The sequence below is a fragment of the Shimia sp. genome, from assembly GCF_041624275.1.
Classification (GTDB): domain Bacteria; phylum Pseudomonadota; class Alphaproteobacteria; order Rhodobacterales; family Rhodobacteraceae; genus Shimia.
Window position 1 is genome coordinate 1 of sequence record NZ_JBFJVE010000058.1, and the last position, 14611, is coordinate 14611.

Annotated in this window: 17 protein-coding genes and 1 tRNA gene; 9 read left to right on the forward strand and 9 right to left on the reverse strand. The window is 66.5% G+C overall.

Annotation, left to right across the window (positions count from 1 at the left end):
• The 5 genes from ABZD10_RS06440 to scpB all read left to right on the forward strand — a co-directional run.
• The coding region (locus ABZD10_RS06440) for an arginine--tRNA ligase (protein WP_372885319.1) at positions 1-1156 on the forward strand (1156 nt) is incomplete at its 5' end.
• Between the two features lie 80 nt (positions 1157-1236).
• A complete protein-coding gene (locus tag ABZD10_RS06445) occupies positions 1237-2214 on the forward strand; it encodes an SPOR domain-containing protein (RefSeq protein WP_372885320.1) in 978 nt (325 codons plus the stop codon).
• Positions 2211-3197: a glycoside hydrolase family 3 N-terminal domain-containing protein gene (locus tag ABZD10_RS06450; RefSeq protein ID WP_372885321.1), complete on the forward strand. Its 987-nt coding sequence runs from the start codon at positions 2211-2213 to the stop codon at positions 3195-3197. The genes ABZD10_RS06445 and ABZD10_RS06450 overlap by 4 nt, the downstream gene beginning before the upstream one ends.
• Before the next feature lie 11 nt (positions 3198-3208).
• The gene (locus ABZD10_RS06455) at positions 3209-4006 is read left to right on the forward strand and encodes a ScpA family protein (RefSeq protein ID WP_372885322.1); all 798 of its coding nucleotides are present in this window, start codon (positions 3209-3211) and stop codon (positions 4004-4006) included.
• On the forward strand, positions 3999-4658 hold the full coding sequence (gene scpB, locus ABZD10_RS06460; RefSeq protein ID WP_372885323.1) for an SMC-Scp complex subunit ScpB: 660 nt from the start codon (positions 3999-4001) through the stop codon (positions 4656-4658). Before ABZD10_RS06455 ends, scpB begins: the two co-directional genes overlap by 8 nt.
• A gap of 23 nt (positions 4659-4681) precedes the next feature.
• On the opposite strand, the gene ABZD10_RS06465 is transcribed toward scpB, so the two are convergent.
• On the reverse strand, positions 4682-5833 hold the full coding sequence (locus tag ABZD10_RS06465; protein ID WP_372885324.1) for an MFS transporter: 1152 nt from the start codon (positions 5831-5833) through the stop codon (positions 4682-4684).
• A 72-nt stretch (positions 5834-5905) separates the two neighbouring features.
• On the opposite strand from ABZD10_RS06465, the gene ABZD10_RS06470 reads away from it, so the two are divergent.
• Entirely contained in the window at positions 5906-6442 is a 537-nt protein-coding gene (locus tag ABZD10_RS06470) for an Lrp/AsnC family transcriptional regulator (RefSeq protein ID WP_372885325.1), read from the forward strand.
• A 47-nt stretch (positions 6443-6489) separates the two neighbouring features.
• Here the strand turns inward: ABZD10_RS06470 and ABZD10_RS06475 are convergent, their stop codons facing one another.
• From ABZD10_RS06475 to ABZD10_RS06510, 8 genes are all read right to left on the reverse strand, one after another.
• A complete protein-coding gene (locus ABZD10_RS06475) occupies positions 6490-7566 on the reverse strand; it encodes a 2'-deoxycytidine 5'-triphosphate deaminase (protein WP_372885326.1) in 1077 nt (358 codons plus the stop codon).
• Positions 7567-7624: 58 nt separating this feature from the next.
• Positions 7625-7701 (reverse strand) — tRNA-Pro (locus tag ABZD10_RS06480).
• Between the two features lie 58 nt (positions 7702-7759).
• A complete protein-coding gene (locus ABZD10_RS06485) occupies positions 7760-8668 on the reverse strand; it encodes a MerR family transcriptional regulator (RefSeq protein WP_372885327.1) in 909 nt (302 codons plus the stop codon).
• A gap of 15 nt (positions 8669-8683) precedes the next feature.
• Entirely contained in the window at positions 8684-8986 is a 303-nt protein-coding gene (gene ihfA / locus ABZD10_RS06490) for an integration host factor subunit alpha (protein WP_372885328.1), read from the reverse strand.
• A gap of 122 nt (positions 8987-9108) precedes the next feature.
• The gene (locus ABZD10_RS06495) at positions 9109-10083 is read right to left on the reverse strand and encodes a beta-ketoacyl-ACP synthase III (RefSeq protein ID WP_372885329.1); all 975 of its coding nucleotides are present in this window, start codon (positions 10081-10083) and stop codon (positions 9109-9111) included.
• On the reverse strand, positions 10080-11186 hold the full coding sequence (gene plsX / locus ABZD10_RS06500) for a phosphate acyltransferase PlsX (protein ID WP_372885330.1): 1107 nt from the start codon (positions 11184-11186) through the stop codon (positions 10080-10082). The genes ABZD10_RS06495 and plsX overlap by 4 nt, the downstream gene beginning before the upstream one ends.
• A gap of 20 nt (positions 11187-11206) precedes the next feature.
• Positions 11207-11413: a 50S ribosomal protein L32 gene (gene rpmF / locus ABZD10_RS06505; RefSeq protein ID WP_372885331.1), complete on the reverse strand. Its 207-nt coding sequence runs from the start codon at positions 11411-11413 to the stop codon at positions 11207-11209.
• Between the two features lie 139 nt (positions 11414-11552).
• A complete protein-coding gene (locus ABZD10_RS06510) occupies positions 11553-12131 on the reverse strand; it encodes a DUF177 domain-containing protein (protein WP_372885332.1) in 579 nt (192 codons plus the stop codon).
• Positions 12132-12239: 108 nt separating this feature from the next.
• Between ABZD10_RS06510 and ABZD10_RS06515 the strand changes: the two genes are divergently transcribed.
• From ABZD10_RS06515 to ABZD10_RS06525, 3 genes are all read left to right on the forward strand, one after another.
• Positions 12240-12665 carry an outer membrane protein assembly factor BamE gene (locus ABZD10_RS06515; RefSeq protein ID WP_372885333.1) on the forward strand — a complete coding sequence of 142 codons (426 nt, stop codon included), beginning with the start codon at positions 12240-12242 and terminating at the stop codon, positions 12663-12665.
• Between the two features lie 85 nt (positions 12666-12750).
• The gene (locus ABZD10_RS06520) at positions 12751-13485 is read left to right on the forward strand and encodes a GNAT family N-acetyltransferase (RefSeq protein ID WP_372885334.1); all 735 of its coding nucleotides are present in this window, start codon (positions 12751-12753) and stop codon (positions 13483-13485) included.
• Positions 13486-13567: 82 nt separating this feature from the next.
• Positions 13568-14611 (forward strand): ABC-F family ATP-binding cassette domain-containing protein (locus ABZD10_RS06525; protein WP_372885335.1); only part of this gene is annotated, 1044 nt, incomplete at its 3' end.

Below are 14611 nucleotides of genomic sequence, written 5' to 3' on the forward strand. Positions count from 1 at the left end.
CGAGGGGCTCTATCCCGGCGACTACCTGATCCCGGTCGGCGCGGCGCTGAAGGACAAGGTGGGCGACGCCTTTATCGGTCAGCCAGAGGATGTCTGGCTGGTCGAGGTGCGCGAGTTCGCCACCGACGCGATGATGGACCTGATCCGCGCCGATCTCAAAGAGCTCGGGGTCGAGATGGACCTGTTCTATTCCGAGAAGTCGCTTTATGGCACCGGCAAGATCGAGGCCGCGCTGAAGGCGCTGTCCGACAAGGGGCTGATCTACGAGGGCGTGCTCGAGCCGCCCAAGGGCAAGAAGCCCGAGGATTGGGAGCCGCGCGAACAGACCCTGTTCAAATCCACCGAACATGGTGATGACGTCGATCGCCCGGTGAAGAAATCCGACGGCAGCTGGACCTATTTCGCACCGGACATCGCCTATCATTATGACAAGGTTTCCAGAGAGTTCGACGCGCTTATTGATGTGTTCGGCGCGGATCACGGCGGCTATGTGAAACGCATGAAGGCCGCTGTCTCGGCGCTCAGCGACGGCAAGGTGCCGCTCGATATCAAGCTGACCCAGCTGGTGAAGCTTTGGAAGGACGGCGAGCCCTTCAAGATGTCGAAACGCGCCGGCACCTTCATCACCCTGCGCGACGTTGTCGACCAGGTGGGGCCGGACGTGACCCGGTTTCACATGCTGACGCGCAAGAACGACGCGCCGCTGGATTTCGACTTTGACAAGGTGCTGGAGCAGTCCAAGGACAACCCGGTCTTCTACGTGCAATATGCCCATGCCCGCGTCTGTTCGGTGCTGCGCAAGGCCGATGAGGCCGGGATCGCCGCCGATGATGCGACGCTGGCGGCGGCCGACCTGTCGAAGCTTGACCACGAGGCCGAGATCGCGGTGGCGCGCAAGATCGCCGAATGGCCGCGTCTGGTCGAAATCGCCGGGCGCAGCAACGAGCCGCATCGCGTGGCTTTCTACCTCTATGATCTGGCCAGCGAGCTGCACGGGCTTTGGAACCGGGGCAACGACGACGTCTCGCTGCGCTTCGTGCAAGAGGGCGACGCGGCCACAAGTCAGGCGAAAATTGCCCTCGCGCGCGCCGTAGCCGTTGTTATTTCTGCCGGTCTTGGTATTCTTGGCGTAACTCCGGCGCAGGAGATGCGGTGATCAAATCGCACGTCGCGCGGGGTTGAGGCAAAGGCAAGACGACCCCGGCGACCATGTTTCGCCGAGGCAGCGAGGCGAAAATGGCAGAGATTCCGATGTCGGGGCACGATGCCGATCCCGCAGGGGCCGGGTCGATCGGCCCGCTGGTAAGCATGATCGGGGCACTCGCCTCTCTGGCGCTGGTGGTGGGCACCGGCGTCTGGGGCTACAAGCTTCTGATGCGCGATGTCAGCGGCGTGCCGGTGGTGCGCGCCGTCGAAGGGCCGATGCGCATTCAGCCGGATGATCCGGGCGGCAGCCAGGCCGATCACCAGGGGCTTGCCGTGAACCGCGTTGCTGCCGACGGTTCGGCCGCCGCGCCGGCCGACAGGCTGACACTTGCGCCGGCGCCGATCGCGCTTGATGAAGAAGACGGTCTGCTGTTGCGAAACGCGCCGCTGCCCGTGCAGCCGGCCAGCCTGCCCGGGACCGTCGAGGCCGCGCCCGCACCGGCGCCGAAAGACGAAATCATCGCGCCGCCGCGCCTGACCCTGGCGCCTGCGGCCGGGGATGACAGCGGGGGCGAAAAACCGGCGGCCAGCGGCGCCGACAGGGCCGCGAACGAGCCCGCCGCCAAGGCCAATGAGACAGCCGAGAGCAAAACCATTGCAGCGGCCGACAAGGTGTTCACCAACGGTGTCGGCCGCTCGCTGCGGCCGGTGCTGCGGCCCGACGATCTCGGTCGGCCGGTCAAGGTCGCGGCGCTGTCCGACGTCGTCGCGCCCGCCGAGGCGCCGCCGTCGCTGCTCGATGCCGACCAGATCCCGGTCGGCACCCATCTGGTGCAGCTCGGCGCCTTTGCCAGCGCCGAGATCGCGGCCGAGGAATGGGACAAGCTCGGCGCCCGGTTCCGCGATTATCTGGATGACAAGACCCGGATCATCCAGCAGGCCAGCAGCGGCGGGCGTGTCTTCTACCGTCTGCGCGCCATGGGCTTTGCCGATCTCAGCGATGCCCGCCGCATGTGTTCCGCGCTCAAGGCCGAGCGCGCCGACTGCATCCCGGTCACCATCCGTTGAGCCGATTTGGCGCCACGATCTTCGGCTGCGAGGGCAGGCGGCTCGGCGCCGCCGAGGCGGCCTTTTTCCGCGAGGCGCAGCCCTTCGGATTCATCCTCTTTGGCCGCAATATCGGCGATGCGGCGCAGATCCGCGCGCTTTGCGACGCGCTGCGAAACAGCGTCGGCCGCGAGGCACCGATCCTGATCGATCAGGAGGGCGGGCGCGTGCAGCGCCTCCGCGCGCCTCTGGCCACCGATTGGAGCCCGCCGCTGGATTTCGTCAGCGCCGCCGGGGCGCGGGCCGAGCGTGCCCTGTTCCTGCGCTATGCGCTGACCGCAGCCGAGCTGCGCCGGCTGGGGATCGACACCAATTGCGCGCCGATGCTTGATGTGGTGTCGGAAGGAACCCATGAATTCCTGCGCAACCGGTGCTATGGCGACGATCCGGCGCTTGTGGCGCGACTGGGTCGCGCCGTGGCTGACGGCCTGCTGGCCGGCGGCGTGATGCCGGTGGTCAAACATATCCCCGGCCACGGCCGCAGCCGGGTCGACAGCCACCTCGACCTGCCGCGCGTGACCGTGTCGCGGGCCGAACTGGAGCGCGATTTCGCCCCGTTCCGCGCACTCAGCGATCTTGGCATGGGGATGACCGCGCATCTGGTCTACGAGGCCTATGACCCGCGCCCGGCAACGGTCTCTGCGGAAATGCTGCGGCTGATCCGCGAGGACATCGGCTTTGACGGCCTGTTGATGACCGACGATATCTCGATGCAGGCGCTCGCGGGCAGCCTGTCCGAGCGCAGCGCCGCGGCGCTGGCGGCGGGTTGCGACGTGGTGCTGCATTGCAACGGCGCGCTGGCCGAAATGGCCGCGGTCGCCGATGCTGCGGGGGCGATGTCGCCCCGGGCACAGGCCCGCGCCGAGGCGGCGCTGGCGGTGCGACCGGCGGCGGCCATGCTTGACATTCCGGCGCTCACTGCCGAACTTGAAGCCCTCTTTTGACAGGCGGACCCATGGAAGAGGACCTTTCCGGCGACAACAGGGGCGACAGCGTCGCCGCGCGGCTGGCCGCCGAGGCGCTGATCGTCGATGTCGATGGCTACGAAGGCCCGCTCGACCTGTTGCTGACCCTGTCGCGCACCCAGAAGGTCGACCTGCGGCGCATTTCCATTCTCGAGCTGGCGCGCCAGTACCTGGCCTTTGTCGAGCGCGCCAAGGCGCTGCGCATCGAACTGGCCGCCGACTATCTGGTCATGGCAGCCTGGCTGGCCTTTCTGAAGTCGCGCCTGCTGCTGCCGCCGGATCCCACCGAAGAGGGCCCCTCGGGCGAGGAACTGGCGGCGCATCTCGCCTTCCAGCTCGAGCGCCTTCAGGCGATGCGCGACGCCGCCGCCAAGCTGATGGCGCGCGACCGGCTGGGCCGGGATTTCTTTGCCCGTGGCATTCCCGAAGACGTCACCCGCCTGCGCCGGATCACCTATACTGCGACCCTGCTGGACCTGATGCAGGGCTATGCCCGGATCCGCACCCGCGACGACTTCCGCCCCTTCACGCTGGACCGCGACTCGGTCTTCACGCTTGAAGAGGCGCTGGAGCGCATGCGCGGGCTGATCGGCTTTGCCGGCCAGTGGACCGATATCCTGAGCTATCTTCCGGCCGGCTGGGAAAACGACCCCAAGAAACGCCGCTCGGCCACGGCCGCGACCTTTGCCGCCTCGTTGGAACTGGCCAAGGAGGGCAAGGTCGAGCTGCGCCAATCCAAGATTTTCGCCCCGATCGAGCTGCGCAAAAAAGATGAGCAACATGACTGAGAATGTTGAAAAGAAAGAAGAAAGCCTGTTCGAAGCCCCGCCCATGGCCGAGCAGGAGCGCATGTGTGAGGCCATTCTCTTTGCCAGCGCCGAGCCGGTGTCGGTGCAGGAAATGAACAACCGCATGCCGCATGGCTGCGACGCCGCCGAGGCGCTGGTGCATCTGCGCAGGCGCTACGAGGGGCGCGGCGTGCAGGTCTGCCGGGTCGGCGATGCATGGGCGATGCGCACCGCGCCCGACCTCGGGTTCCTGATGCAGAAGGAAATGGTCGAAACCCGCAAACTGTCGCGGGCCGCGATCGAGACGCTTGCGATCATCGCCTATCACCAGCCCGTCACCCGCGCCGAGATCGAAGAGATCCGCGGCGTCAGCGTCAGCCGCGGCACTGTCGACCAGCTGCTCGAGGTGGAATGGATCCGTTTCGGGCGCCGCAAGATGACCCCGGGGCGTCCGGTGACCTTCGTGGTGACGCCCCAGTTCCTCGATCATTTCGGGCTTGAAAGTGCCCGTGACCTGCCGGGTCTGAAAGAGCTGCGTGCCGCCGGTCTGCTCGAGAACCGGCCGACGCCGGGCAGCATGCCGCGTCTTGGCGAGGGCGAAGAGGACGAGGACGAGAGCATCCTCGGCCAGTCCGAGCTGTTCGAGGACTGAGCGGAAGCCCCCCGTGTCCCGGTTCAGACCGGGGCCGCCGGATGCTGCCGCGTTGCCCGCAGCCGGGCGATCAGCGCCTCGGCCGCGCCGCACAGGGCCAGCAGCGCCGACAGCCACATGCACCACGCCAGACCGCCGCTTTCGAAGGCCGGGCGATAGAGGATCGTGGCGCCGAAGACGCTGAGATACATCACCGCCGAATTGAGCCCCATGACCGCGCCGCGCTGGCTGGGGTCGAGCATGCTGAGCCGGCTGACGGTCAGGTTGAGCCCGAGATGCTGGAGCGCCCCCCAGCCGAACATCAGCAGCATCAGCCCGCCGAAGTCGCGGTCCCATAGGGTCATGGCGGCATAATAGAGCGACAGGGTGGTGAACACCGCCAGCAGGCCGCGCCGTGGCCCGACCCGGTCGAGCCAGGGGTCGAGCAGCGTCGCGGCGCCGAAGCCGGCCCCGTAGAACAGGGTCATCCAGCCGGCCTCGCTGACGTCGCGGCCGAGATTTCCGGTCAGGTGGGTGCCGAGGTAGTTGTAGATGCCGTAAAAACCGGTGCCGAGCGCCAGCACCGAGAACAGGGCAGGCAGGATGCCGGCGACCCGCAGCGCGCTCAGCGGTGAGGTCGCGCGCGCGCTGCGCTGGTGGTCGGGAAAGCGGGCGCCGCGCACCACGCCATAGATCACCAGCAGCCCGCCGGTCAGCAGCGCGAAGACCATGCGCCAGCCCATCAGCTCGGCGATCCAGGCCGCCAGCGTCACCCCGCCGACCATCGACAGCGTCCAGCCGGTCAGAACCAGCCCCATGGTGCGCGCCTCGCGGCCCTTCTCTGCGATCACCGCCGCCAGCGAGTAGATCGCCGGCAGCGCCATGCCGACGCCGACCCCGGCAAGGCCCTGCGCGGCGCAGAGCACCACGAGGTTGGGGGCCAGCGCGCTGGCGCCCAGCCCCGTGAGAATCGCGATCAGCGCCGTCTTCAGCGCCGCATGGGCCCCGACCCGGTCGGCCCGTGGCGCCAGAAACAGCGCCGACAGCGCCACCCCGATGCCATAGACCGCCGCCGCGCCCATCACGTCTGCCGGCTGGGCCACATTCAGGCCCGCCGCGACCTCGGCGGCGATCGGCGACAGGACCAGGGAATTGGCGCCGATCAGGCCGACGCAGAGCATTAGCAACAGGATCATGTGACTCTCTTGATACGAAGAATGGGGTTCGGTATTTTGAATATTCGTCAAATCATGTTCGGGGAAGATGCCATGGCCAACCGCAAGCAAGAAACAGATGATCTTCGGCCCGGACCCCGCCGCGCGCGGCCTCTGGACGATTTTGATCGAAAGATATTAGGCGCGCTGGCCGAGGACGCGACCCGGTCCTATGCCGATCTCGGGCGTGATGTCGGCCTGTCGGCGCCGGCGGTGCATGAACGGGTCAAGCGGCTGCGGGCCACCGGGGTCATCAAGCGCACCAGCGCCGATCTGCACGGGCCGTCGCTGGGCAAGGATTTCCTGGCTTTCGTCCATGTCGAGGCGGCGGGTTGGGGCAAGACCGAAGGGGTGGTCGGGCTGGCTGCCTTGCCCGAGGTCGAAGAGGTCCACGCCGTGACCGGCGATACCGGGCTGATCCTCAAGGTGCGCATGGACTGCCCCGAGGCGATGGAGGGCTTCCTGTGGCGGATCTATGACATGCCGGGGGTGCGCTCGACCCGCACCTATGTGGTGCTTTCGACCCATCTCGAACGCGGCGTGCAGGCGGGCATCACCCCCGAGCTGTCGCAGGGCGACCACCTGAAATAGCTGCGCGTTCGGCGCGCCCTTGGGCAAAGCGATCGGCTGGGCGATGATCAGCCGGTGCGGAAATGCTTGGACAGTTTCAGCCCCTGGCCCTGGTAGTTCGAGGCGATGCCGGCGCCATAAAGCTGATCGGGCATGTCGGCCATGCGTTCATAGACCAGCCGCCCGACCACCTGGCCGTGTTCAAGCACGAAGGGCGCCTCGTGGCAGCGCACCTCGAGCACCCCGCGCGAGCCGGCGCCGCCGGCCGGGCTGTGGCCGAAACCGGGGTCGAAAAAGCCTGCGTAATGCACCCGGAACTCGCCGACCATGGCCAGGAAGGGGGCCATTTCGGCGGCATAGGCGGGCGGGATATGCACCGCCTCGCGGCTGACCAGAATATAGAAGGCACCGGGGTCGAGGATGATCTTGCCATCCGAGGAATGCAGTTCCTCCCAATATTCGGCGGGGTCGTAATGGCCGATATTGTCGAGGTCGATGACCCCGGTGTGGGGCTTGGCGCGATAGCCGACAAGGGTGCCGGTGGCGGGCCTGAGATCGACCGAGAAGCCCAGCCCGTCGTCGATCACCGCCGGGCCGTCGACCAGTGGCGTGCGCTCGTGCAGCACCCTGAGATCGGCGTCGCTGAGCACGCTTTGCCCGCGACGAAAGCGAATCTGATTGAGCCGCATGCCGGGGCGCACCAGAACCGAGAATGAGCGCGGGCAGATCTCGGCATAGAGCGGGCCGTTGTAACCGCCGGGAATGCGGTCGAACTCGGTGCCGCCGTCGGTGATGGTGCGGGTCAAGAGGTCGAGCCGCCCGGTCGAGCTTTTGGCATTGGCCACCGCCTGCACCTCGGCCGGCAGGTCGAGACTCTCCATCAGCGGCACCAGGTAGACGCAGCCCTTTTCCAGGACGGCGCTGTCGGACAGGTCGATGCGGTGCATCTCGAATTCGCCGAGGCGGTCGGCGACGCTGCGCCCCTGACCGGCCAGGAAAGAAGCCCGCACCCGATAGGCGACACGGCCCAGCCGCAGATCAAGGCTGGCCGGCTGCACCTGACCCTCGACCACTGGCGAGTCGGTCAGGATCTGGCCGCAAGCCAACATGTTTTCAATGGATTGGCTGGGCAATACGCCTGTCATCACGGTCCCCCCGGATACAAAAAACGCCCGGGCCTTGCGGCACGCGGGCGGTTTTGATTGGTCGGGCTAGCAGGACTCGAACCTGCGACCTTCCGTCCCCCAGACGGACGCGCTACCAGGCTGCGCCATAGCCCGACGATGCGCTGTTCATAGCGGATTTGAGGGCAGGGGCAAGTCAAAAAAGCCGCCCAGCTCAGGCATTTTCGCTTTCGGCCATCCGCAGCCGCAATGCCTCGAGTCGCGCCAGCAGGGCGCGCGCCTCGGCACGGTTTTCGGGCGCGATCGAAATCGGTTGTCCCAGGGCGGAAAGAAGCGAGTCGGCCGGGTCCGTGACCATGTCCTGCGATGTGTCCTGTGATGTGTCCCTAGGGGGCGACGCATGGGCCGCAGTGTCGTCTTGCGGTGTTGTGTCGGCGGGCGCGGCCGCTGCCGCTGTTGGCGGGCTGTCGGCATCCTGAGAGGTGGCCTGTGGCGAGGTGGCCTCTTGCGAAGGGGCCGGTTGCGGTGGCTGCTGTTCGGCGGCCGCGGGGTCCGCCTCGGGGCTGGCTTGCTGCGGGCTGCCGTCCTCTGACGTGGAAATGCGTTGCAGGAATGCCGGCAGTTCGTCGGCACCGGGCAGATCGCCGGCGGTCTCGTCGCCCGCGGTTTCGCGCCCTTCTTCTTCTGCGGCGGGGGCCGGCGCCGAGGCCTGGGCAGAGGGCGCGCCGGAGGGCTTGGCGAATTCGATCACCGAGGCCAGTTCGGGTTTTGCTTCGGGCAGTGCTTTGCCGGCATTGGGCTTCTCCGCCTCGACTATGGGGCTATCGACGATGTCTTCGGCCCCGTCATCCAGCGGCTGGGACAGGGCGCTGACATGTTTCACACCATTTTCGCGCAGCAGTTTCTGCACCCCCTTGATGGTCATACCGTCATCATGCAGCAGCCGCTTGATGCCGCCCAGAAGCAGCATGTCGGCCGGGCGGTAATAGCGCCGCCCGCCGGCGCGCTTGACGGGTTTGACCTGGCTGAACTTGCTTTCCCAGAACCGCAGCACATGGGCCTGCGTGTCCAGCCAATCAGCGACCTCGCTGATCGTGCGATAGGCGTCTTTGGATTTGCCCATCGCCCTTGTCCTGTCCTAGCGTTTGTTTCCGGCGGCGACGCGCTCTTTCATCAGATGCGACGGGCGGAAGGTCAGCACCCGGCGCGGGCTGATCGGCACTTCTTCTCCGGTTTTCGGGTTGCGGCCGATGCGGGCCGCCTTGTCGCGGACACTGAAAGTTCCGAACGACGAGATCTTGACCTGTTCGCCGGCCACCAGCGCGTCGGACATATGAGTCAGCACGTTTTCCACAAGCTGTGCCGAGTCGTTGCGCGAAAGTCCGACCTCCTGGAACACGGCCTCGCTTAGATCCATACGGGTCAAAGTCTTTTCGCTCATCATCTCTCCCCCCTTTTGCAAGGACAACTTACGGGCAAGCATTTTTGCGAGTCAACAAGAACCACTTGGAAACAGCGGTTTAGCGCGGAATGTTCACGACAGTGAGGGGCAAAAGCCACCAATCACCAGCGCAGAACCACCGCGCCCCATGCCAGACCGCCGCCGATCGCCTCGGCGACCAGAAGGTCTCCGGGCTTGATCTGGCCGCGTTCGACGCCGATCGACATCGCCAGCGGAATCGATGCCGCCGAGGTGTTGCCGTGATCCTGCACGGTGACGATCACGCGGTCCATCGGCACGCCCATCTTGCGGGCGGTGCCCTGAATGATGCGGATATTGGCCTGATGCGGCACGATCCAGTCGACGGCATCGTCGGTGAGGCCGATCTTGGTCAGCGCGGTATGCGCGGTCGAGGTCAGCTTTTCCACCGCCTGGCGGAACAGCGCGTTGCCCTGCATGCGCAGCTTGCCTGAACTGCCGGTGGTCGACACGCCGCCATCGACGAAGAGCATGTCCTTGAAACGGCCGTCGGAATTGAGGTCGGCCGACAGGACGCCGCGATCCTCGTTGCCGCCGCTGCCGGTTTCGGCCTGCAGCACCAGCGCCCCGGCGCCATCGCCGAACAGCACGCAGGTGCTGCGGTCTTCCCAGTCCATGATGCGGCTGAAAGTCTCGGCCCCGACCACCATCACCGTCTTGCACTGGCCCGAGAGGATCAGGGCATTGGCATTGGTCAGCGCATAGATGAAGCCGGCGCAGACCGCCTGCACGTCGAAGCCGAAGCCCCGGCGCATGCCGAGCTTGTTCTGCAACATGGTCGCGACCGAGGGGAAGGTCAGGTCCGGGGTCGAGGTGGCAACCACGATGGCGTCGATGTCGTCGGCCTGCATGCCGGCGTTTTCCAGCGCCGCGCGGGCCGCTTCATAGCCCAGATCCGACGTCGTCTGGCCTTCTGCCGCGAAGTGGCGCCGCTCGATCCCCGAGCGCGAGCGAATCCATTCATCCGAGGTGTCGAGGGTCTTTTCGAACTCGGAATTGGGGACAATTCGCTCGGGCAAAAAATGCCCAACGCCCTTGACCACGGCGCGTAAAGTCATGATGGGGTTCCACTATTGTCCGGTGACGTTGCGGCATCTTGAGGCAGGCTCACGGCGGATGCAACCCGCGCGGCAAGTTTTTCCGAGAAGCCCGACTGGGCCAGTTTGAAGGCCAGCTTGACCGCGGCCGAGACCCCGGTGGCATCGGAAGAGCCGTGCGATTTCACCACCGTCCCGTTGAGCCCCAGAAACACCCCGCCATTGACCCGGCGCGGGTCGATCCGCTTGTTGAGCCGGTCGAGCGAGGGGTAGGCCAGAAGTGCCGCCAGCCGCGACAGGAACGAGTATTCGAAGGCCTGGCGCAGCAGGCGGCCGATCAGGCTGGCGATGCCCTCGCCGGTTTTCAGCGCCACGTTGCCGGTAAAGCCGTCGGTCACGATCACGTCGGCGATATTGCCGGGAAGATCGCGCCCCTCGACGAAGCCGACGAATTCGTAATTGGCCGCATCGGCGTTCCGCGAGATCAGCTCGTGCGCCAGTTTCAGCTCGGGGCGGCCCTTGTGTTCTTCGGTGCCGACATTCAGCAGCCCGATGCGCGGGCGCGCCAGCTCCATGCCGTTGCGGGCATAGGAGGCGCCCATCAGCGCATATTGCAAAAGGTCGTGCTCGTCGGCGCGGATATCGGCGCCGGCGTCCAGCATGATGTTGAAATTCTGCGGGTTGCTCGACGGCCACATGACCGCGATCGCCGGGCGGTTGACCCCCTTGATCTTGCGCAGCCGCACCACCGACAGCATCATCAGGGCGCCGGTATTGCCGCAGGAGACGCAGGCGTCGGCCTCGCCGTTGCGCACGCAGTCGACGGCAGACCACATCGAGCTCTGCTTGCCGTTGCGGATCACCTGGCCGGGCTTGTCCTCCATCGACACCACGTCCTTGGCATCGCGAATCTCGACCCGGCCGGCCAGCGTCTTGCGGCGCGCGACCAGCGGTTCCAGTGTTTCTGCCGGTCCGTGCAGGATGAAGCCGATATCGGGGTTCTTCCTGGCCGAATAGGAAATGCCGGCAACGACGGCTGCCGGCCCCTTGTCGCCACCCATGGCGTCAACCGAAATGATGGTGCGTCCGGCACCCGCCTGGCTGGATTTGCTATCAGCGGTCATGCCGGCGCGATCCGAAACGCTTAGGCTGCGTCTTCGTCCAGATCGACCTCATCGGCCATGGCAACCACTTCGCGGTCGTCATAGTGACCGCAGGACGCGCAAACGTGGTGCGGACGTTTCAGTTCGCCGCAGTTGGGGCATTCATTCGGGTTCGCGGCAACCAGTGCGTCATGGGCACGGCGGTTGTTGCGGCGCGATTTCGAAACTTTGTTCTGCTGGACAGCCATGTCGCAACCTTCGATTATCTGGGGGCATCGAGCCCGATTTCCTGAGTGTCCCGAGGCATTACGCGGTCTGCGCGCCCAAGTCCAACTCTAAATTCCAATGAGCGCGCGAAAATACTGCGAATTTCGCAATGCGCAAGGGCTATTTTCCGCCTTCGTCCTCTTCGCCGCCCGCCAGCCTGTCGCGCAGCCCGGCAAGGCCGGCAAAGGGGCGGACCTCTTCGTCCGTCATGGCCTGTTTTCCCGGCTCGGTAAAGACGCTTTCGGTGATTTCGGCATCTTCGGCACGCGGGTAGAGGGGCAGGTTCAGGGCCAGCGATTCGATCATCACCTGGGTGACGTCGATTTCGGCGCCAAGCTGTTCGGCGCTGTCGTCCTCGGACATCTCGACCTCTTCGGCGCCGGCCTGCGCGGCGGGGTCGTCGAAGGTGGCGAGGAACTGCCGCCTCACCGGAATGTCAAGGCGCGTCGTCACCGGCGCCAGGCTGACGACGCAGGGCTGCACCAGCGTCGCGCCGAGCGTCGCGTCGAGCTGCCAGTCGCTTTTGCCGAGGGCGCGCAGCTCGCCGGTCAGGCTCAGCTTGCGCAGTGCGATCAGGCCGAGATCGCGCGCCAGCGCGGCGCAGCTGTCGCGGTCGGGGCGCAATTCGAAGCGGGTGCGGCGGTTCTGCGGCAGATCCGCGACCCGGAACCGGCCCTCGGTTGAGCTGTTCTTCGTCATGACCGAGCAGTTTCCCTTACTTGAACCAGAGGCCGTCATTCTGTAATCGGGATAAAAGGCGCCACACGCCAAGGCAAGAGGGCAGTTACCATGGTCGGAGCGAAACGCATGAAAACAGCGGCAGTCGGTGCCTGCCTTCTGTTGGCGGTGGCCTGTACGGCCCAGATCCGCAACCACGGCTACGTGCCGCTGCCCGAAGACCTTGAAAAGATCACGGTGGGTGTCGACACCCGCGACAGCGTGATCGATGCGGTGGGCTCGCCCTCGGCCTCGGGCGTGCTGGACGAAAGCGGCTATTACTACGTGCGCACCCAGGTGCGCCATTTCGGCGCCAGCAAGCCCAAGGTGGTCAGCCGCCGCATGGTCGCCATCACCTTCGACGGCCGCGGCCTGGTGCGCAATGTCGAGGAATACGCGCTCGAGGACGGCAAGGTGGTGCCGCTGACCCGGCGCGTGACCGACAACGACATCCAGACGATCAGCATCCTGCACCAGCTGCTCAAGGGAATCGGCAATTTCAGCCCCGATCTGTGATTTCGCCGCCGCGCGTGCCTTTTGTCATGCGCCTGTCGCGGTTTTCATCCTATAAGGACGCGCAAACCACCGCATGGAGTGCGCCATGACACCGATGCCGGGCCGCTACCGGGTGCGTATCGCCGACAGCCGCGAGGATCTTCTGGCCGCGCAGCGGCTGCGGCACCGGGCCTTTCGCGGCGCGACCGATGCGGGGCTCGACAGCGACGGTTACGACGCCCTGTGCCGGCATTTCCTGGTCGAGGAAGGCGGCGGCGGCGGCCCGGTCTGCTGTTTCCGCATCCTGCCGCTGCGCGATGGCGGCGACATCGGACGCAGCTATTCGGCGCAGTTCTACGACCTTGGCGCCCTCGGCGGTTTCGCCGGGCCGATGGCCGAGGTCGGGCGATTCTGCATCGACCCCGACCGGCACGATCCCGACATCCTGCGCGCCGCCTGGGGCAGTCTGACGGCCTATGTCGATGAAAACGCGGTTGAAATGCTGTTCGGCTGCTCGTCTTTTCGGGGCACCGACGCATCGCTCTATGCCGATGCGCTGGCCCTGCTGCGCGAGCGGCACCTGGCGCCGCGCTGCTGGCGGCCGGGCATCCGGGCCGCCGAGGTGGTCCGCTTTGCCGCCGGTCCGCGCCGCGCGCCGGACCCGAAACGCGCCCAGCGTCACATGCCGCCGCTGCTGCGCAGCTATCTGATGATGGGCGGCTGGGTCAGCGACCATGCGGTGGTGGACCGCCAGCTTGACACGCTGCATGTCTTCACCGGCCTCGAGGTGGGGGCGATTCCGGCTGCGCGCAAGCGGCTTCTGCGCGCTCTGGCGGCCTGAAGATTCAAGGCCTCCGGCGGGGATATTTCGGGCAAGAGAAAGCATGGTTGACGCCTGCTTTCGCGACAGGTAGCCCCGTGCCATGGCACGCATACCCTTGTTACAAATGAACGCGATCTCGCTGACTTTCGGCGGTGATCCGGTATTCGACGGGCTCGATCTCGTGGTGCAGCCCGGCGACCGGGTGGCGCTGGTGGGGCGCAACGGATCGGGCAAGTCGACGCTGATGAAGGTGATGGCCGGGCTGGTGGAGCCCGACCGCGGCGCGGTCGTCACGCCGCCGGGCGCCACCGTGGGCTACATGGAGCAGGACCCCGACCTGTCCGGCTTCGCCACCCTGCGCGACTTCGCCGCCGCCGGCCTGCCGGCAGGCGAGGAGTACCGGATCGACAAGGCCGCCGAGGGGCTGAAGTTCGACCCCGCGACGCCAGTCTCCGCGGCCAGCGGCGGCGAGCGGCGCCGCGCGGCGTTGGCGCGGCTGATTGCGGCGGAACCGGCGCTGATGCTGCTCGACGAGCCCACCAACCACCTGGACATCACCGCCATCGGCTGGCTGGAGGAGCACCTGCGCTCCAGCCGCGCGGCCTTCGTGCTGATCAGCCACGACCGGGCGTTTCTGCGCGCGCTGACCCGGGCGACGCTGTGGATCGATCGCGGCGTGGTGCGGCGGCGCGAGCAGGGCTTCGACGGTTTCGAGGACTGGCGCGACAAGGTCTGGGCCGAGGAGGACGAGACGCGCCACAAGCTCGACCGCAAGATCCGGGCCGAGGCGCGCTGGGCGGTCGAGGGCATCTCGGCCCGCCGCACCCGCAACCAGGGCCGCCTGCGGGCGCTCAAGGCGCTGCGGGCCGAGCGCGCTGCGCAGATCCGGCGGCAGGGCACCGCGGACATGGCGCTCGACCCGGGCCAGGCCTCGGGCAAGCGGGTGATCGAAGCGCTGGGGATTTCAAAGGCTTTTGGCGAAAAGATCATCCTCAAGCCGTTTTCGCTGCGGGTGCTGCGCGGCGACCGTGTTGCCTTTGTCGGACCCAACGGCGTGGGCAAGACGACGCTTCTGAAGATGCTGACCGGCGCGCTGGAACCCGACACCGGCAGCGTGACCCTTGGCACCAATCTCGACATCGCG